Annotated in this window: 16 protein-coding genes; 3 read left to right on the forward strand and 13 right to left on the reverse strand. The window is 54.5% G+C overall.

What is annotated here, in order from left to right:
* Window positions 1-27: 27 nt before the first annotated feature.
* From glrR to purL, 4 genes are all read right to left on the reverse strand, one after another.
* Complete coding sequence (glrR, locus tag OGY04_RS21705; protein WP_304502732.1) at window positions 28-1,362, reverse strand: two-component system response regulator GlrR; 1,335 nt, start codon at window positions 1,360-1,362, stop codon at window positions 28-30.
* Complete coding sequence (qseG, locus tag OGY04_RS21710; RefSeq protein WP_286586007.1) at window positions 1,362-2,105, reverse strand: two-component system QseEF-associated lipoprotein QseG; 744 nt, start codon at window positions 2,103-2,105, stop codon at window positions 1,362-1,364. The genes glrR and qseG overlap by 1 nt, the downstream gene beginning before the upstream one ends.
* A gap of 22 nt (window positions 2,106-2,127) precedes the next feature.
* Complete coding sequence (gene qseE / locus OGY04_RS21715) at window positions 2,128-3,558, reverse strand: two component system sensor histidine kinase QseE/GlrK (RefSeq protein ID WP_286586022.1); 1,431 nt, start codon at window positions 3,556-3,558, stop codon at window positions 2,128-2,130.
* Window positions 3,559-4,207: 649 nt separating this feature from the next.
* Window positions 4,208-8,095 (reverse strand): phosphoribosylformylglycinamidine synthase, encoded by a 3,888-nt coding sequence (gene purL / locus OGY04_RS21720; protein ID WP_286586008.1) that lies wholly within the window; start codon window positions 8,093-8,095, stop codon window positions 4,208-4,210.
* 257 nt (window positions 8,096-8,352) lie between these two features.
* Here purL and mltF point away from each other — a divergent pair, with 257 nt between their 5' ends.
* Window positions 8,353-9,903 carry a membrane-bound lytic murein transglycosylase MltF gene (mltF, locus tag OGY04_RS21725; RefSeq protein WP_008785489.1) on the forward strand — a complete coding sequence of 517 codons (1,551 nt, stop codon included), beginning with the start codon at window positions 8,353-8,355 and terminating at the stop codon, window positions 9,901-9,903.
* Window positions 9,904-9,943: 40 nt separating this feature from the next.
* On the opposite strand, the gene tadA is transcribed toward mltF, so the two are convergent.
* The 4 genes from tadA to murQ are packed head-to-tail and all read right to left on the reverse strand — an operon-like array spanning window position 9,944 to window position 13,415.
* On the reverse strand, window positions 9,944-10,480 hold the full coding sequence (tadA, locus tag OGY04_RS21730; RefSeq protein WP_071845284.1) for a tRNA adenosine(34) deaminase TadA: 537 nt from the start codon (window positions 10,478-10,480) through the stop codon (window positions 9,944-9,946).
* A gap of 28 nt (window positions 10,481-10,508) precedes the next feature.
* Window positions 10,509-11,144 carry a phosphatidylglycerophosphatase C gene (yfhb, locus tag OGY04_RS21735; RefSeq protein ID WP_043017216.1) on the reverse strand — a complete coding sequence of 212 codons (636 nt, stop codon included), beginning with the start codon at window positions 11,142-11,144 and terminating at the stop codon, window positions 10,509-10,511.
* Between the two features lie 3 nt (window positions 11,145-11,147).
* Complete coding sequence (locus tag OGY04_RS21740) at window positions 11,148-12,512, reverse strand: PTS transporter subunit EIIC (RefSeq protein ID WP_286586009.1); 1,365 nt, start codon at window positions 12,510-12,512, stop codon at window positions 11,148-11,150.
* Window positions 12,513-12,521: 9 nt separating this feature from the next.
* Window positions 12,522-13,415 (reverse strand): N-acetylmuramic acid 6-phosphate etherase, encoded by an 894-nt coding sequence (gene murQ / locus OGY04_RS21745; protein ID WP_032944255.1) that lies wholly within the window; start codon window positions 13,413-13,415, stop codon window positions 12,522-12,524.
* A gap of 117 nt (window positions 13,416-13,532) precedes the next feature.
* Between murQ and OGY04_RS21750 the strand changes: the two genes are divergently transcribed.
* Both OGY04_RS21750 and OGY04_RS21755 read left to right on the forward strand, forming a co-directional pair.
* On the forward strand, window positions 13,533-14,381 hold the full coding sequence (locus OGY04_RS21750) for a MurR/RpiR family transcriptional regulator (RefSeq protein WP_032944256.1): 849 nt from the start codon (window positions 13,533-13,535) through the stop codon (window positions 14,379-14,381).
* A 55-nt stretch (window positions 14,382-14,436) separates the two neighbouring features.
* The gene (locus OGY04_RS21755) at window positions 14,437-14,697 is read left to right on the forward strand and encodes a YfhL family 4Fe-4S dicluster ferredoxin (RefSeq protein ID WP_003037590.1); all 261 of its coding nucleotides are present in this window, start codon (window positions 14,437-14,439) and stop codon (window positions 14,695-14,697) included.
* A gap of 106 nt (window positions 14,698-14,803) precedes the next feature.
* Here OGY04_RS21755 and acpS read toward each other — a convergent pair whose 3' ends face one another.
* Genes acpS through rnc form a run of 5 tightly spaced genes read right to left on the reverse strand, consistent with a single transcriptional unit; the run spans window position 14,804 to window position 18,251 of the window.
* The gene (gene acpS, locus OGY04_RS21760) at window positions 14,804-15,184 is read right to left on the reverse strand and encodes a holo-ACP synthase (RefSeq protein ID WP_003037588.1); all 381 of its coding nucleotides are present in this window, start codon (window positions 15,182-15,184) and stop codon (window positions 14,804-14,806) included.
* Window positions 15,184-15,915 carry a pyridoxine 5'-phosphate synthase gene (gene pdxJ / locus OGY04_RS21765; protein WP_008785494.1) on the reverse strand — a complete coding sequence of 244 codons (732 nt, stop codon included), beginning with the start codon at window positions 15,913-15,915 and terminating at the stop codon, window positions 15,184-15,186. The genes acpS and pdxJ overlap by 1 nt, the downstream gene beginning before the upstream one ends.
* 15 nt (window positions 15,916-15,930) lie before the next feature.
* On the reverse strand, window positions 15,931-16,641 hold the full coding sequence (gene recO, locus OGY04_RS21770) for a DNA repair protein RecO (protein WP_008785495.1): 711 nt from the start codon (window positions 16,639-16,641) through the stop codon (window positions 15,931-15,933).
* A gap of 27 nt (window positions 16,642-16,668) precedes the next feature.
* Window positions 16,669-17,574, reverse strand: coding sequence for a GTPase Era (gene era, locus OGY04_RS21775; RefSeq protein WP_286586010.1), 906 nt, complete (start codon window positions 17,572-17,574; stop codon window positions 16,669-16,671).
* On the reverse strand, window positions 17,571-18,251 hold the full coding sequence (gene rnc, locus OGY04_RS21780) for a ribonuclease III (protein ID WP_003037579.1): 681 nt from the start codon (window positions 18,249-18,251) through the stop codon (window positions 17,571-17,573). The genes era and rnc overlap by 4 nt, the downstream gene beginning before the upstream one ends.
* Window positions 18,252-18,271 lie beyond the last annotated feature (20 nt).

Genomic DNA, 18,271 nt, shown 5'->3' on the forward strand with positions numbered 1-18,271 from the left:
CGAATAAAGCTAACATAATCCGCAGATTTATTCTTTGAAATCGTTTGCATCCAGCTCGTGCCGAGAAAGCAATTTATAGAATTCGGTGCGGTTGCGCCCCGCCATTCTTGCCGCGTGGGTCACATTGCCCTTGGTGATTTGCAGCAGCTTACGCAGATAGTTGAGCTCAAACTGGTTACGCGCCTCAACAAAGGTCGGCAGCGCGGTGTTTTCCCCTTCCAGCGCCTGCTCCACCAGCGCGTCGCTGATCACCGGCGAAGAGGTCAACGCCACGCACTGCTCAATTACGTTGACCAGCTGACGCACGTTGCCCGGCCAGCTGGCGGTCATTAACCGCTTCATGGCATCGGTTGAAAAGGCGCGTACGAACGGTTTGTGCCGTTCAGCAGACTGGCGCAGCAGATGGTTCGCCAGCAGCGGAATATCTTCCGTACGCTCGGCCAGCGCAGGGATCTTCAGGCTCACCACATTGAGGCGGTAGTACAAATCCTCGCGAAATTCGCCCCGTGCCATCGCTTTGGGTAAATCGCGGTGGGTCGCAGAAACGATCCGCACATCAATGTCGATATCGCGGTTACTGCCCAATGGTCTGACTTTTCGTTCCTGCAATACGCGCAGCAGTTTCACCTGTAACGGCGCAGGCATATCGCCAATCTCATCGAGAAACAGCGTACCGCCTTCTGCGGCCTGAAACAGCCCTTCACGATTGCTCACCGCACCGGTAAAAGCACCGCGCGCATGACCAAACAGTTCTGATTCCAGCAGTTGTTCCGGCAACGCGCCGCAGTTAATGGCAATGAAAGGTTTTTGGCTGCGTGGGCTGGCATTGTGAATAGCCTGAGCGAAAACTTCTTTCCCGGTTCCGCTTTGACCGTTGATCAAGACGCTAACGTCCGATTGCGCCACCATCCGCGCCTGTTCCAGCAGGCGTAGCATCAGCGGGCTGCGGGTAACGATAGATTCGCGCCAGCTGTCATCGGTGGCGGGCGCAGACTGTTCCAGCGCCCCGTCAATCGCGTGATATAACGCGTCCTTGTCGACTGGTTTAGTGAGGAAACTGAACACCCCTTGCTGGGTCGCCGCAACGGCGTCCGGGATGGAGCCGTGAGCGGTCAGGATAATCACCGGCATCCCAGGCTGTACTTTCTGGATTTCAGTAAACAGCTGCATGCCATCCATTTCATCCATCCGCAGATCGCTAATAACCAGATCCACTTTTTCACGGTTCAGCACCCGTAACCCTTCCTGCCCACTTTCCGCGGTCACGACGCTGTAGCCTTCGCTGGTCAGTCGCATTCCAAGTAATTTCAACAGTCCCGGATCGTCATCCACCAGCAGCAGATGCGCGGGCTTACGGCTTATCATGGCGTAACCTCATCGGCAGACGGCGCTACGCCTTCTTCGTTATCAGGCGTAGTGAGTTTATCGTTCCCGTGCAGCGCATCAGGATTGTAGTTACCGCCAGGTTTGCGCGTGGAAAGCTGGCGCTCAATATCGGTCAGATTCTCCAGCTTGCGGGTCGTGAGATCGAGCTGGGACTGCAAATGCTGTTGCTGTTGACGCAGCGTATCGAGATCGCTGTCGGACGCCTGCTGGAGTTTGCTGTAGCGCATACGCTCTTCGGCAAGCTGCAACTGCAACGTTTGGCTGCTGCGCCAGACCTGATACAGCGGGCGTACCTGTGGCGGAATTTGCGGGCTTAACGCATCGAGGCGCGTAACAGCCTCCCGCCTTTCAGGCGGCGTAATGTTGGCATTATCGAGCAGGATCCCACGCCTGAAAGCGCCCTGCCAGGTATCTGCCATCAGGGTGCTGGCTTCACTACGCGCCTGCACCGGCATCAGGCGATTGGCACAATCCATCGCCCGCAGCCAGTACAACGGATTGGTTTCTGTAGACTGGCCAGACAGCGACCAGATATCCGTACAGTCGGTTGCAAGGTAGTCCGCCAGTTGATTAGGCGGAATTTTCTCCTGCGAGGGATCGCCGATAATATGATTCACCGCGTTCGGGACACAACCAACCAGCGCCAGGCACGGCAGGCTTGCGAGGATGACGCGACGAAGAAAATGTCGTTTAAGCATTCGGACAACAACGTATGGCATACTCACCAGACTTAGGTTTATTTTAGTGATTTTTCGCAGCAGCTAGCGGCAGTTCTATGCGAAAACAAACGTTTTGCGCATGGTCATCAACCAGATACAGCTTGCCCCGCATACGGCGGATGCAATCTCTGGCAATGCTTAGCCCCAACCCGCTTCCTTTTACCGCCCCTTTTCGCTGATGACTCCCCTGGAAAAAAGGCTCGAAGATCATGGTCTGTTCTGCTTCTGGAATCGGTGTGCCGGTATTCATTACATCGATGTATACCGTTGAGCCATGCAAACTGCTGCGGATCCAAATGTTACCGGATTCAGCACCATAGTGCACCGCATTGGAATAAAGATTGTCCAGCACGCTCATCAACAGCATCGGTTCTGCCAGGCAGGTTTTCACCGCAAGCGCAACATCAGTATGTATCATTTTGGCGCGAGCGGGCAGGCTATGCGCAGAAACAACGCTTTCCACCAGCGGCGTGATTTCCACACTTTCAAGTTCCACCTCGTCATCAGCCAGCTTGCGGTTGTAATCGAGGAGTTGTTCAATCAGCTTTTGCAGGTTACGGCTGCTGTCATCCAGAATACCGACCACCTCTTTTTGCTCCGGTGTTAACGGGCCAACCACCTGATCGGCCAACAATTCGGTACCTTCGCGCATGCTCGCCAGCGGCGTTTTCAGCTCATGGGAAAGATGGCGTAAAAACTGATGCCGTTGCGACTCAAGCCAGGAGAGGCGTTCGCTTAACCAGATGATACGCTGCCCCACAGATCTCAGCTCCCGTGGCCCGGTAAATAATACGCTATCCCCCAGCGAGCGCCCTTCTCCCAGACAGTTGATCATCCGTTCAATGCCCTTCACCGGGCCGATAATCATGCGGGTAAACAGCAAGACCATCGCCAGGCTGACGAGAAACAGCACCAGTGCCTGCCAGCCAAAAAACTGCCCGCGTTCGGCTATTTCCTGCTGTAACTGCTGCCCACGAGAAAAGACCACGGTACGCGTCGCTTGCACCATCTCGGTATTGGCATTGGCGAACGCTTCCAGCCGTGCAGCCGACACACTGTCAGGACCACTGTTTTTACACTGCAACTGCGCGAGATCGTTAAGATCCTGACGCAACGCCTGGTAGAGCTTGGTATCCGGCAACACCCCCGCATGCGCATCCAGCATGTCGCTGTAGCGTTTACGCTGGCTTTGATAGACCCTGGCCAATGTTGGGTCATCAAGCACGCAGTATTGCCGATAGCTGCGCTCCATCTCCAGCGCGACGTTGGTCATCGCCTCGCTGCGTCTGGCATCAATCAGCGTGGTGCGGTTTGTCAGCGCAGCCTGCGCGCTCAGGGCATTCAGACTTTGCCATGCCTGCCAGGCCAGAACTAACAACGGCAGCAGGATAAGCAAGAAGGCCAACGTCACCAATTGACGTAAAGATCGGGGAAAAACTGACCAGCGCTTCAAGGCGTTACTCTCAATGGACAGGAATAGATTGATGCTAACTGAGGGGAACGCCAGATACAACAAAGCCGGGATTAACCCGGCTTTGTTATGGAATAAGGCGGTGCCTAACTCGACGTTTCGCCCGGAGGTTGATATGAGCAATGCTAATATCAGATGTTGGACGGCAGGCACCTTGTTGTGCGTCATTCGAAGTTTATGTAGCACGTCCCGAAGGGGCTGACATAAGAAGGTGAATGAGCCACTGGTTAATATTATGCAGCATCTGTGCCAGTATTCAAAACACTTTATTAACACAATGATAAGTATGAAAAATATTATTATTTTCACAAATAACAGTTCTGGCTGTTTTTTGTTCTCCCTGTCGCCAATCAGCAACACTTGCAGCACTTAAAAACAAATCCCTATTAAATCAAATAATTAAACGTCTCTTTTTGACGACACCGCAACCCTGCCCATGTCGGCATTTCCCGACACTTTACTTTTAGGTGCAAGCGCTGAGTTTATTGCCGGATGGCGGCGTGAACGCCTTATCCGGCCTACAACCGCATTTTCCCTGTAGGCCTGATAAGCGTAGCGTCATCAGGCGGGTTCCATCCGGCAGACAAAAAAAAGCCCCTCGCGAAGAGGGGCTTGATGACTATTGAGCGAATTAACCGAGCTGTTTACGCGCGTTGCGGAAAATACGCATCCATGGGCTATCCTCGCCCCAGTTTTCCGGGTGCCAGGAGTTGCTCACGGTACGGAACACACGTTCCGGGTGCGGCATCATAATGGTGACGCGACCATTTTCAGTGGTCACTGCAGTAATGCCGTTCGGCGAACCGTTCGGGTTAGCCGGATAGGTCTCGGTCACCTTACCGAAGTTATCGACATAACGCAGCGCCACCAGACCTTTGCTCTCAAGCTGAGCCAGATGCGCACCGTCACGCACTTCGACACGACCTTCACCGTGAGAAACAGCAATCGGCATCATCGAACCCACCATATCAGCAAGCAGTAAGGATGGGCTTTGCGTCACTTCGACCAGACTGAAGCGGGCTTCAAAGCGGTCGGAGTGGTTACGCACAAAGCGCGGCCACAGGTCGCTTCCCGGGATCAGCTCACGCAGGTTAGACATCATCTGACAACCGTTACACACGCCGAGCGCCAGCGTTTGCGGGCGATGGAAGAAGGTTTCGAACTCATCACGGACGCGGTTGTTGAACAGAATCGACTTCGCCCAACCTTCACCAGCGCCAAGCACATCGCCGTAAGAGAAGCCGCCGCAGGCCACCAGTGCCTGGAAGTTACCCAGGCCGATACGTCCGCCCAGCAGGTCGCTCATGTGCACATCGATGGCGTCAAAACCCGCACGGTGGAAGGCAGCTGCCATTTCAACGTGGGAGTTCACACCCTGCTCGCGCAGTACGGCCACTTTGGGACGCGCACCGGTGGCGATGTACGGAGCGGCAACATCTTCGTTGATATCAAACGACAGTTTAACGTTGAGACCAGGGTCCGCATCGTTGGTTTTAGCATCGTGTTCCTGATCGGCGCATTCCGGGTTGTCACGCAGGCGCTGCATCTGCCAGGTGGTTTCCGCCCACCACATACGCAGGGTAGTACGGCTTTCGCTAAACACCGGCTGGCCGTTAGCGGTCAGGGTGAAGCGGTCACCTTCAACGGCTTTACCGAGGAAGTGTACGCAGTCTGCCAGGCCGTGGGCAGCCAGAATCGCTTCCACCGCCTCACGCTCAGCAGCACGAACCTGAATCACCGCACCCAGTTCTTCGTTAAACAGCGCCGCCAGACGATCTTCACCCAGAGAGTGGATATCAGCGTCAATACCGCAGTGACCGGCGAAGGCCATTTCCGCCAGCGTAACCAGCAGACCGCCGTCAGAACGGTCATGGTAGGCCAGCAGCTTACGCGCAGCGACCAGCGCCTGAATCGCATCGTAGAAGCCTTTCAGTTGCTCAACGTTACGCACGTCGGCAGGCTTATCGCCCAGTTGACGGTAAACCTGCGCCAGCGACGTAGCGCCCAGCGCATTGTGACCAAGACCGAGGTCAATCAGCAGCAGGGCGTTGTCTTCAGTAGACAGCTGCGGGGTAATGGTGTGGCGCACATCTTCTACGCGGGCAAAGGCGGTGATCACCAGCGACAGCGGCGAAGTCATTTCACGCTGCTCGTTACCTTCCTGCCAGCGGGTTTTCATCGACATAGAGTCTTTGCCCACTGGAATGGTCAGGCCGAGCGCCGGGCATAGCTCTTCCCCAACGGCTTTTACTGCTTCGTACAGGCCAGCATCTTCACCAGGGTGACCCGCAGCCGCCATCCAGTTTGCCGACAGCTTAATACGTTTGATATCGCCAATCTGCGTTGCCGCAATGTTGGTCAGCGCTTCACCGACCGCCAGACGCGCAGAGGCAGAGAAATCCAGTAGCGCAACCGGCGCGCGTTCGCCGATAGACATTGCTTCGCCGTAGTAGCTATCGAGGCTGGCGGTAGTGACCGCGCAGTTGGCGACTGGGATCTGCCATGGACCAACCATCTGGTCACGCGCCACCATGCCGGTAACGGTACGGTCACCGATGGTCACGAGGAACGTTTTCTCCGCGACAGTCGGCAGATGCAGCACGCGGTTAACCGCATCTGCAATCGAGATTTCACCACGATTCAGGGCATCGCCTTTGGCTTTCAGCGTCTGCACATCGCGGGTCATTTTCGGTGTTTTACCCAGCAGCACATCGAGCGGCATGTCGATCGGCTGGTTGTCGAAGTGGCAGTCGCTCAAGGTCAGATGCTGTTCTTCGGTAGCTTCACCAATCACCGCATACGGCGCGCGCTCACGCTTACACAGTTCGTCAAACAGCGGCAATTGATCGGCAGCAACCGCCAGCACGTAGCGTTCCTGGGATTCGTTACACCAGATTTCCAGCGGGCTCATACCCGGCTCGTCGCTGAGGATATCGCGCAGCTGGAACTTACCGCCACGACCGCCATCGCTTACCAGCTCCGGCATAGCGTTAGACAGTCCACCCGCGCCAACGTCATGGATAAACAGAATCGGGTTCGCATCACCCATCTGCCAGCAACGGTCGATAACTTCCTGGCAACGACGTTCCATTTCCGGGTTGTCACGCTGTACGGAAGCGAAATCAAGATCGGCATCAGACTGGCCGGAAGCCATAGAGGAGGCTGCCCCGCCGCCAAGGCCAATGTTCATCGCCGGGCCGCCGAGGACGATAAGCTTAGCGCCAACGACGATCTCGCCCTTCTGTACGTGATCGGCGCGGATGTTACCGATCCCGCCTGCCAGCATGATCGGTTTATGGTAACCGCGCAGCTCTTCGCCGTTATGGCTGTTGACCTTTTCTTCATAGGTACGGAAGTAGCCGGTCAGCGCCGGACGACCAAATTCGTTGTTAAACGCCGCGCCGCCCAGCGGGCCTTCGGTCATGATATCAAGCGCGGTAACAATACGGTCCGGCTTACCGAAGTCTTCTTCCCACGGCTGTTCAAAGCCAGGAATACGCAGGTTGGAAACGGAGAAACCCACCAGCCCGGCTTTCGGTTTTGCACCGCGACCTGTTGCGCCCTCGTCGCGGATTTCGCCGCCGGAGCCGGTTGCAGCACCTGGCCACGGAGAGATGGCCGTCGGGTGGTTGTGAGTTTCAACCTTCATCAGGATGTGGGCTGGTTCCTGATGGAAATCGTAGCGGCCGGTTTTGTGGTCGGCAAAATAGCGGCCCACTTCAGAGCCTTCCATTACCGCAGCGTTGTCTTTATAGGCAGACAGCACGTGGTCCGGCGTGGTTTCGAAGGTATTCTTGATCATCTTGAACAGCGACTTCGGCTGCTGTTTACCATCGATAACCCAGTCGGCGTTAAAAATCTTGTGGCGGCAGTGCTCAGAGTTGGCCTGCGCAAACATGTATAGTTCAATATCGTTCGGGTTACGTCCCAGTTTGGTGAACGCATCCTGCAGATAGTCAATTTCGTCTTCCGCCAGCGCCAGACCCAGACGCAGGTTAGCGTCGATCAGCGCCTGACGCCCCTCACCCAGTAGATCAACGCTGGAGACCGGCGCCGGTTGGTGATGGGCAAACAGTTTTTCGGCATCGTTCAGCGCAGAGAAAACCGTTTCCATCATGCGGTCGTGCAGTTCGTCGGCCACCATCTGCCATTGCTCAGCGGTCAGCGTAGAGGCTTCTACATACCAGGCAATGCCACGTTCCAGGCGGCTAATCTGGTGCAGACCGCAGTTGTGGGCAATATCAGTCGCTTTAGAAGACCACGGGGAGATGGTGCCTGGGCGAGGCGTAACCAGCAGCAGTTTGCCTTCCGGGGCGTGGCTTTGCAGAGCAGGACCATATTTCAGCAGGCGTGCAAGCTGCGCGTGCTCATCTTCATTTAACGGTGCATTCAGATCGGCAAAATGGACGTACTCGGCGTAAATGTTGTGGACCTGGAGGTTGGCAGCCTGAAAACGTGCCAGCAGTTTGTTAATACGGAATGCAGACAGTGCAGGTGAACCACGCAGAATTTCCATCATAAGTCTCTCGTCTTCTAAGCTTTCGGTGTGCCCAAGTGGGGGAAACGGGCGTCATTATAAAGAATCTACCGCGCCGACGAAACCGTTTGCGTCGAAATAAAATCACGACCGTCACTTATCATCAAATGCGGTCAGATTTCTGAATAAGTTGCCAACTGACGCAAGTTTAAGCAAAATGCCGTTCATTAATGACGACTTCACTTCTTAATCAACACCACAGCAGACAGAGACAACGTACGGTTCAGAGAATTAACTAATTGAAAAAATTAAAGATTAATTATCTGTTCATCGGCATATTGACGCTGTTGTTGGCAGCGGCCCTTTGGCCATCTATCCCCTGGTTCGGTAAAGCCGAAAATCGTATCGCCGCCATTCAGTCGCGGGGAGAGCTACGCGTCAGTACCATTGATTCGCCATTAACTTACGCGACCCTCAATGGCAAAAAATTCGGTCTGGATTATGAACTGGCCCAGGAATTTGCCGACTACTTAGGCGTGAAGTTAAAAGTTACCGTACGCCAGAACATCAGCCAGCTTTTTGACGACCTGGATAACGGCAATGCCGACCTGTTAGCCGCTGGTCTGGTCTATAACAGCGAGCGGGTGAAAAATTACCAGCCCGGCCCGACCTATTATTCGGTTTCACAACAGCTGGTGTACCGGGTTGGGCAATACCGCCCGCGCACGCTTGCCACCGTGAACGAAAACCAACTGACTATCGCCCCGGGGCACGTGGTGGTTAATGACCTCCAGCAGCTAAAAGAGAAAAAATTTCCCGATCTGAGCTGGAAAGTCGATGACAAAAAGGGCACCACCGAACTGCTTGATGATGTAATCGCCGGAAAGCTGGATTACACCATTGCCGATTCTGTTGCCATCAGCTTATATCAACGCGTGCATCCTGAGCTGGCCGTAGCGCTCGACGTCTCTGACGAACAACCGGTGACATGGTTTAGTCGGCTGGACGATGACAACACGCTGTCTGCCGCCCTACTGGATTTCTTCAACACCATGAATGAAGACGGTTCTCTGGCACGGCTGGAAGAGAAATATCTCGGGCATGGCGATGATTTTGACTATGTCGATACCCGCTCCTTTTTACGTGCCGTAGACAGCGTGTTGCCGGACCTCAAGCCGCTGTTTGAGAAATATGCGCAAGAGATAGACTGGAGACTACTGGCCGCTATCTCATATCAGGAATCACACTGGGACGCGCAGGCCACCTCTCCAACCGGCGTACGCGGGCTGATGATGTTGACTAAAAATACCGCTCAGAGTCTCGGGCTGACCGACCGTACCGATGCCGAACAGAGTATCAGCGGCGGCGCGCGATACTTGCAGGATATGATGAGTAAAGTACCGGATACCGTCCCCGAAGGAGAACGCATCTGGTTTGCCCTTGCAGCCTATAACATGGGTTATGCGCACATGCTGGATGCGCGGGCGCTGACGGTGAAAACCAAAGGCAATCCGAACAGTTGGTCTGACGTAAAACAGCGATTACCGCTGCTCAGCCAAAAGCCGTATTACAACAAGCTGACCTATGGCTATGCGCGTGGCCACGAAGCTTACGCCTATGTGGAAAATATCCGTAAGTACCAAATTAGCCTGGTGGGATATCTGCAAGAGAAAGAAAAACAGGCGCTAGAAACGCAGCAACTGGCGCAGGATTACCCGACGGTGACGCCCGCAGAACTATTAGGTAAAGAGAAATTCCCGCTTTCGGCGTTTCTGTCTCAAACGTCGTCAAACTACCTGACGCACTCCCCTTCCCTGCTGTTTTCACCGCATAAAAAAGAGGAGAAGTAGTCTTGTACGCCTGATAAGCGCACTGCCATCAGGCTGAGAGTTACTGATTAGCGGATTTTTTCAGGGCCTTGATTTCCTGCCGGCGCATGCGGAAGAAATCACTGAGCAACGTGGCACATTCATCCCGCAGTACCCCCTCTGTCACTTCAACCCGATGATTCATTCCAGGGTGATGCAGTACATCCATTAATGACCCGGCAGCGCCCGTTTTCGCATCGCGCGCGCCAAAAACGACCCGACCGATACGGCTGTGCACCATCGCGCCCGCGCACATCACGCACGGTTCCAGAGTGACGTACAGGGTGGCATCTAACAGGCGGTAGTTTTGCAGCACCAGGCCGCCCTGACGCAACGCCATAATCTCAGCGTGGGCAGTCGGATCATGATGTCCAATCGGGCGGTTCCAGCCTTCGCCAATCACTCGGTTGTTATGTACCAATACCGCACCCACCGGGACTTCACGCTCATCCCAGGCTCGCTTAGCCAGCGTTAAAGCATGACGCATCCAGTATTCGTGGCTAAATTCAACATCTGACAAAGGGGTAACTCCAGTAATCAAAGCGGGCGCATTATACACGTCATACTTCAAATTGCATGTGCGTTAGCTATTCGAGTTGCTGAAGCTCTCCGCGCGGCGTGACGCGCCAGCGGTGCTGGCAAAAAGAGAGCAGCGGATTGTCCTGATTACTGTCGCTGTAGCCACTGTATAGCTGTAAGGGCGCGCCAATGTGGCGCTCAAGCTGCGTCACTTTCTCATGGCCCAGGCAGCGCAGAGGCAACACCCATCCGCCGTATCCCCGCGCCATTTTGCTGGCGATCAGATTGACACGGGGTAACCACGGCGTGTCGAAGTAAACCTGCTCGACCAGTGACTGCGGGGAGCCGGTGATAAGCCAGATATCAGCGTCAGAGCTTAACAGGTAAGTTGTCAGCCGCTGTTGCACGAGCGGAAACGCCGTCACGTTACCGCGAAACCAGCGCACAAAATCGGCCTGATGCGCTTTCAGACGCGCCTCGCTACGACCAAATGTGCATCCCCACAGCAGCAGGCTCATTGGCCAGCGCGCGGCGCGTCCTTTTATCAACAACGCCAGCGCAATCACCGGTAACAAAGGTAGCACAAGCAGCGCATTCAGCGGCTGGCGTCGCAGCAGATAACGAATGAAACTACCGAACATATCCTGCTGGTGTAACGTGCCATCTAAATCAAAAAAGACAACGCGGCGCTGGTGATTGGTCAAACCTTATTCCTCTGGATCGTTGAACCCCAATAGCCAGGTAAACAGGAACCCGGCGATAACTGCTACCAGATAGCCTAACAGATAGAACATCACTTTTCCGGCAACAATCGTCAGTGCCAGCGGTAATCCGGAGATGCCAAAGGTGATGACCGTCGCTACCTTCCAGTAGCTAATCAGCGCCCCGCCTACCGCTCCGCCAAGGCAAGCGCCGATAAACGGCTTACCCAACGGCAGCGTGACACCAAAAATCAGCGGCTCGCCAATCCCCAGCAGTCCGACCGGTAGCGCCCCTTTGATCACTTTCTTTAGCCGCGCATTACGAGTTTTCATCAGAACCGCGATCGCAGCACCTATTTGCCCAACGCCCGCCATCGCCAGGATCGGAAAAAGCGCGTTATAACCGTGTGCCTGAACCAGCTCAACGTGGATGGGCACCAATCCCTGATGAAGTCCGGTGAGCACCAACGGCAGGAAGGTTCCTGCCAGCACGGCACCGACCAGAAAACCGCCGCGATCGATAGCCCAGGATGCGCCGTGAGCGATAGATTCAGAAATCCATCCGCCAAGCGGTTGCAGCGCCACAATCGCGATTACGCCGGTAATGATGGTGGTTAGCAGCGGGTTAAGGATAAGCTCCAGTGATTCCGGCAACAGCGTGCGGAATTTACGTTCGATCCAGCACATCAGCGCAACCACCAGCAATACCGCGATCACCCCACCGCGCCCCGGCTGCAACGCTTCGCCAAACAGGGTAATTTGCGCCAGCTGAGGGCTGGAAAGGATCCCCGCCATCACCCCGCCCATTGCCAGGGAGCCACCGAAAACTTTGGCGGTATTCACCCCGACCAGAATATTCATAATGGCAAACACGGCGCTGCCAAATATGCCCATCAACCCCAGCATATTTGGATAGTGGGTCGCAAAATCCCCCACGATATCCGGGCGCTTAAGGATGTTAATAATGCCGGTAATCAAACCGGAGGCGATAAACGCCGGAATAAGAGGGATAAAGACGTTCGCCAGCTTGCGCAGCGCATCGCTCATCGGCGCTTTGTACTTCGCTTTGGCCTCTGACTTGGTGCGCTCAATATCATTGGCACCTGCTCGCTCGCCGCCATCGGCAATCAGGGAACGCATGGCATCCACCACTTTGGCAGCTTTACCGGGGCCGACAATAATCTGGTGCTGTGCGCCCTGCTTCACGTAGCCGCTAACGCCGGGCAGTTGCCTGAGGCGGGGAATATCGATCTGCCCGTCATCCTGAACTTCCACCCTGACACGGGTCATACAGTTTTCCAGACGCAGAATATTGTTCTCTCCGCCAACGCCCAGCAGGATGTCGCTGGCCAGCAACGCCGTCTTATCCATATACACCTCTTAGTGTTCTAACGCCGCGCGTAAAAAACCCTGGTGAGCGGCAAGCTTTTCGCGGGCGGCAGCGGCATCCAGGCCGGTGAGCGCCATTAAAATAGCCGGCTTAACATCATAATCCGTCTGCTTCAGCAGCGTTTCAGCTTGAGCCCGCGCAATACCGGTGGCTTCAACCACCATACGGCACGCCCGATCGACCAGTTTGACGTTGGTTGCCTGCATATCCACCATCAGGTTCTGGTACACCTTGCCAAATTTCACCATCGCGCCGGTGGAGATCATATTGAGCACCAGCTTTTGCGCGGTGCCGGATTTCAGTCGTGTTGACCCGGTCAGCGCCTCAGGCCCCACTACCGGAGAAATAGCAATATCCGCTTCATGCGCGATAGGGGAATCCGGATTGCAAGAAATAGCCGCCGTTGTACAGCCCACCGAACGCGCATATTTCAACCCGCCAATAACATACGGCGTGCGACCAGAAGCTGCCAGCCCCACCACCAGATCCTGTGCGGTAAGATTGAGCCCACGCAGATCGTCTTCGCCTAGCTGCGGGTTGTCTTCTGCGCCTTCTACTGCCTTCAGCAAAGCGCCCGGTCCCCCGGCAATCAGCCCAACCACCAGACCGTGCGGGACGCCGAAGGTTGGTGGGCATTCAGACGCGTCCAGCACCCCAAGACGCCCGCTGGTACCTGCTCCCATGTAAATAATGCGTCCACCGGCTTTTAGCGCGTCAGCTGCCGCATCAACCGCGCGCGCAACTTCAGGAAGAGTTGCTTTTACTGCTTCAGCTACCAGCGTATCCTGTTGATTAAAACGATGAACCAACTCCAAAGTGGAGAGCGCATCCAGATCCATGGTCTGAGGATTGCGGGTTTCTGAAACTAACGCACCGAGATTCATTTTTTGTTCCTTAGGAATTTTTAATTCATAATAATCTGTCATAATGGAATATTATATTCACTAAGGCGAGTGATATTTTGTTTTGTAATCGCCATCACATTTTCGCCAGGAGAAAGCATGAACTGTTTAATTCGCATTCGTCAGCGTTATCCGGATCTCGCGCAAAGCGATAAAAAACTTGCGGATTATCTTCTTGCTCAGCCGGATACTGCGCGTCATCTCAGTTCACAACAGCTGGCCTTTGAAGCGGGCGTCAGCCAGTCCAGCGTGGTGAAATTCGCGCAAAAGATGGGCTTTAAAGGATTCCCGGCACTCAAACTGGCGATTAGCGAAGCATTGGCCAGCAATCCCAATCCCCATTCCATTCCGGTACATAATCAGATTCGCGGTGACGACCCGATGCGAATGGTAGGCGAGAAACTGATTAAAGAGAACGTGGCGGCGATGCATGCGACGCTGGACGTCAACAGCGAAGAGAAACTGATGGAGAGCGTCACGATGCTGCGTTCAGCCCGCCGCATTATCGTGACAGGGATTGGCGCATCGGGTCTGGTAGCGCAGAATTTTGCCTGGAAGCTGCTGAAGATTGGTTTTAACGCGGTGGTGGAACGCGATATGCACGCCCTACTGGCGACGGTGCAGGCGCTTTCGCCCAACGATCTACTGCTGGCCATTTCGTATACCGGAGAGCGTCGCGAGCTCAACCTGGCTGCGGATGAAACGTTGCGCACTGGCGCGAAAATCCTCGCCATCACCGGATTTACACCGAACGCACTGCAGCAACGGGCAAGTCATTGTCTGTACACCATTGCCGAGGAGCAGGCCACGCGCAGCGCAGCGATTTCCTCCACCCATGCGCAAATGATGCTCACTGATTTACTGTTTATGGCGCTGGTACAGCAGGATCTGGAGCATGCCCCGGAACGTATTCGCCACAGTGAGGCACTGGTAAAAAAACTGGTCTGAGCAAAGAATGCGCGTATAATGCCCGCCCGATTTGTGATGTTTTGAGAGTTTCCTGATGGCCCTGTTAATCACTAAAAAGTGTATCAATTGCGATATGTGCGAGCCCGAATGCCCGAATGAGGCGATTTCGATGGGTGATAGCATTTACGAGATTAACAGCGACAAGTGTACGGAATGCGTAGGCCATTACGACACGCCAACCTGCCAGAAGGTGTGCCCGATCCCCAATACTATTTTGAAAGATCCGGCGCATGTCGAAACAGAAGAGCAGCTGTGGGATAAGTTTGTGCTGATGCACCACGCCGATAAACTTTAGCCACGTCGCCATCTGGCGATGAAGCCCCTACCCTGCCCCTGCAACAAACGCATAACCCGTAGGCCGGATAAGACGCTACGCGTCGCCATCCGGCATCGTCCTGAATCTAACTTTCGATAATCACCGTGGCGCAGGCGTAGTGACGCTCATCGGCCAGCGTCACATGCATGTGCGCAACGCCGAGTTTTTCCGCCAGTTTTAACGCCTCTCCCCATAATCGCAGACGCGGCTTACCGAGTTCATCGTTAAAGACTTCAAACTGATTAAACGCCAGCCCATTGCGAATACCCGTGCCAAAGGCTTTTGCTGCCGCCTCTTTGACTGCAAAACGCTTCGCCAGAAAACGCACCGGCTGCTGATGCGTTTCCCAGATTGCCCATTCGTTGTCGCTGAGCACACGTCTTGCCAGGCGGTCGCCGGAACGGGAGATCACCGCTTCGATGCGGGCAATCTCCACGATATCCGTACCTAATCCCAGAATCGCCATTAGCCACGCGCTTCCAGCATCAGGCGCTTCATTTCGACTACGGCCTCTTTCAGGCCGCTCATCACCGCACGTCCAATAATGGCATGGCCAATGTTCAGCTCGTGCATTTCCGGGATCCGCGCGATAGCTTTAACGTTGTGATACGTCAGACCGTGACCCGCATTCACCTTCAGGCCAAGACTTGCAGCATAGGTTGCCGCTTTGGCGATACGCGCCAGTTCGCTGGCCTGTTCTGCGTCGGTTTTCGCATCGGCGTAACAGCCGGTGTGAATCTCAATAAACGGTGCGCCAACTTCCGCAGCGGCCTTAATCTGTTCTTCATCGGCATCGATAAACAGCGAAACCAGAATGCCTGCGTCCGCCAGCCGTTTGCAGGCATCGCGCATCTTGTCACGCTGACCGGCGACGTCCAGCCCACCTTCAGTGGTAACTTCCTGACGTTTTTCCGGCACCAGGCAGCAAAAATGCGGCTTAGTCTCAACGGCAATCGACAGCATCTCTTCGGTGACTGCCATTTCCAGATTCATGCGCGTATCCAGCGTCTGGCGCAAAATACGTACGTCACGGTCGGTGATATGACGACGGTCTTCACGCAGGTGTACGGTAATACCGTCCGCGCCCGCCTGTTCAACGATAAACGCTGCCTGAACCGGGTCCGGATATGCGGTACCGCGTGCATTACGTAAAGTGGCAATGTGGTCAATGTTGACGCCTAACAGTAATTCGGCCATGACAATCCTCGTTTTTTATTTTCGCTTCGGCATAAACTGCCGGAATAATTCGCGGCTCTTTAAGGGCTTACCACCAAGATACGGCTTTAACGCCATGCGGGTAAAGCGTTTCGCGGCGCGAAGCGTATCAGCATCCGGAAATTCCCGCGATTCGAGTGCTTTCAGATGGCGTCCGGTAAAGGTGGCGTTATCAATCACTACGCTTGCGATAAACCCTTTTTCTTCCCTGTAGCGATAGGTCATGGTGTCGTCTACCGGCTCGCCGCTGCCCGCACAGTGGGTAAAATCGACGCCATACCCCAGATGACCAAGTAAGGCTAGCTCAAAGCGACGCAACGCAGGTTCTGGCGAACCCGTCGCGCCAGCCAGCGCCTGAATGCAGTTCAGGTAATCGAAAAAGAGTGCAGAAAAACGGGTTTCGTATTCGAGTACGCGCGAGATAAGCTCGTTAATATACAAGCCGCTGTACAGCGTGATTCCGCTAAGGGGGAGTGCCAGAGAAACGGCTTCGGCGCTGCGCAAGGTTTTGACCTCGCCACGTCCACCAAAGCGAAGCAACAACGGGGTAAAAGGCTGGAGTGCGCCTTTAAGATTGGAGCGTTTGGAACGTGCGCCTTTAGCCACAAGGCGCACGCGACCCGACTCTTCCGTGAAGACGTCCAGCACGAGACTGGTTTCGCTCCAGGGGCGACTATGCAGGACAAAAGCGCGTTGCCATCCTTCCATATACTCGCCGTGTTTCAGAGGATGTGTTTAGACGTCGTCGCCGTAACCGAGGCTACGCAGCGCGCGTTCGTCATCGGCCCAGCCGGATTTCACTTTCACCCACAGTTCGAGGTGAACGGGCGCTTCGAACATCTCCTGCATGTCTTTACGCGCTTCGATGCCGATGGTTTTAATCTTGGCCCCTTTGTTGCCAATAACCATCTTCTTCTGCCCTTCACGTTCAACGAGGATCAGACCGTTGATGTCGTAGCCACCGCGCTCGTTAGAGATAAAACGCTCAATCTCCACGGTAACGGAGTACGGCAGTTCAGCACCCAGAAAACGCATCAGCTTTTCACGGATGATTTCAGAGGCCATAAAGCGCTGAGAACGGTCGGTGATGTAATCTTCCGGGAAGTGATGAATAGCTTCCGGCAAATGCTTACGCACGATGCCCGCAACGGTATCGACATTCAAGCCGGTTTCGGCAGAAATCGGTACGATATCAAGGAAGTTCATCTGGCTTGCCAGGAACTGCAGGTGCGGCAGCAGATCGGCTTTTTCCTGAACGTTGTCGACTTTGTTGACGACCAGAATAACCGGGGCTTTGCCATCACGCAGCTTGTTGAGCACCATTTCGTCGTCCGGCGTCCAGCGGGTGCCTTCGACAACGAAAATAACCAGTTCAACATCACCGATCGAGCTGCTCGCCGCTTTGTTCATCAAGCGGTTAATAGCCCGTTTTTCTTCCATATGCAGACCCGGGGTATCAACATAAATTGCCTGATACGCGCCTTCGGTATGGATGCCAACAATACGGTGACGTGTTGTCTGAGCCTTACGTGAGGTAATAGAAATCTTCTGCCCAAGCAGATTATTCAACAGGGTGGATTTGCCGACGTTCGGGCGACCGACGATAGCAATAAATCCGCAGTAGGTTTTCTCTTCGCTCATTCCAGCTCCAGTTTTTTCAACGCCTGTTCGGCGGCAGCCTGCTCAGCCTTACGACGGCTCGAACCTGTGCCAACCACCGGTTCACTCAGGCCGCTGACCTGGCAGTGGATAGTAAATTCTTGATCGTGTGCTTCACCACGGACCTGTACAACCAAATAAGACGGCAGAGGCAGGTGGCGGCCCTGCAAATATTCCTGCAGGCGCGTTTTCGGATCTTTTTGTTTGTCGCCTGGGCTAATTTCATCCAGACGAGTTTGATACCAGTTCAGGATCAATTGCTCAACGGTTTGAATATCGCTGTCGAGGAAGACGCCGCCGATCAAAGCTTCAACGGTATCCGCCAGGATTGATTCACGACGGAAGCCGCCGCTTTTCAGCTCACCTGGCCCCAAACGTAAACATTCACCGAGGTCAAACTCACGGGCTAATTCAGCCAGCGTATTGCCGCGAACCAGCGTCGCGCGCATGCGGCTCATATCACCTTCATCCACACGCGGGAAACGGTGATACAGCGCATTAGCGATAACAAAGCTCAAAATAGAGTCGCCTAAAAATTCTAAACGCTCGTTATGTTTGCTGCTGGCGCTCCGGTGAGTTAATGCCTGCTGCAACAGCTCCTGATGATTAAAAGTGTAGCCCAGCTTCCGTTGAAGCCGATTAATTACGATGGGGTTCATGCGATACCAATAAATGAATG

The sequence above is a fragment of the Citrobacter sp. Cpo091 genome, assembly GCF_030332645.1.
Classification (GTDB): Bacteria; Pseudomonadota; Gammaproteobacteria; order Enterobacterales; family Enterobacteriaceae; genus Citrobacter; species Citrobacter portucalensis.

Coding starts and splice junctions, on each gene's coding strand:
- era (WP_286586010.1), bottom strand. CDS start 17,574: ATGAGCGAAGAGAAAACCTACTGCGGATTTATTGCTATCGTCGGTCGC.
- OGY04_RS21755 (WP_003037590.1), top strand. CDS start 14,437: ATGGCCCTGTTAATCACTAAAAAGTGTATCAATTGCGATATGTGCGAG.
- OGY04_RS21750 (WP_032944256.1), top strand. CDS start 13,533: ATGAACTGTTTAATTCGCATTCGTCAGCGTTATCCGGATCTCGCGCAA.
- pdxJ (WP_008785494.1), bottom strand. CDS start 15,915: ATGGCCGAATTACTGTTAGGCGTCAACATTGACCACATTGCCACTTTA.
- murQ (WP_032944255.1), bottom strand. CDS start 13,415: ATGAATCTCGGTGCGTTAGTTTCAGAAACCCGCAATCCTCAGACCATG.
- acpS (WP_003037588.1), bottom strand. CDS start 15,184: ATGGCGATTCTGGGATTAGGTACGGATATCGTGGAGATTGCCCGCATC.
- recO (WP_008785495.1), bottom strand. CDS start 16,641: ATGGAAGGATGGCAACGCGCTTTTGTCCTGCATAGTCGCCCCTGGAGC.
- qseG (WP_286586007.1), bottom strand. CDS start 2,105: ATGCCATACGTTGTTGTCCGAATGCTTAAACGACATTTTCTTCGTCGC.
- OGY04_RS21740 (WP_286586009.1), bottom strand. CDS start 12,512: ATGGATAAGACGGCGTTGCTGGCCAGCGACATCCTGCTGGGCGTTGGC.
- rnc (WP_003037579.1), bottom strand. CDS start 18,251: ATGAACCCCATCGTAATTAATCGGCTTCAACGGAAGCTGGGCTACACT.
- purL (WP_286586008.1), bottom strand. CDS start 8,095: ATGATGGAAATTCTGCGTGGTTCACCTGCACTGTCTGCATTCCGTATT.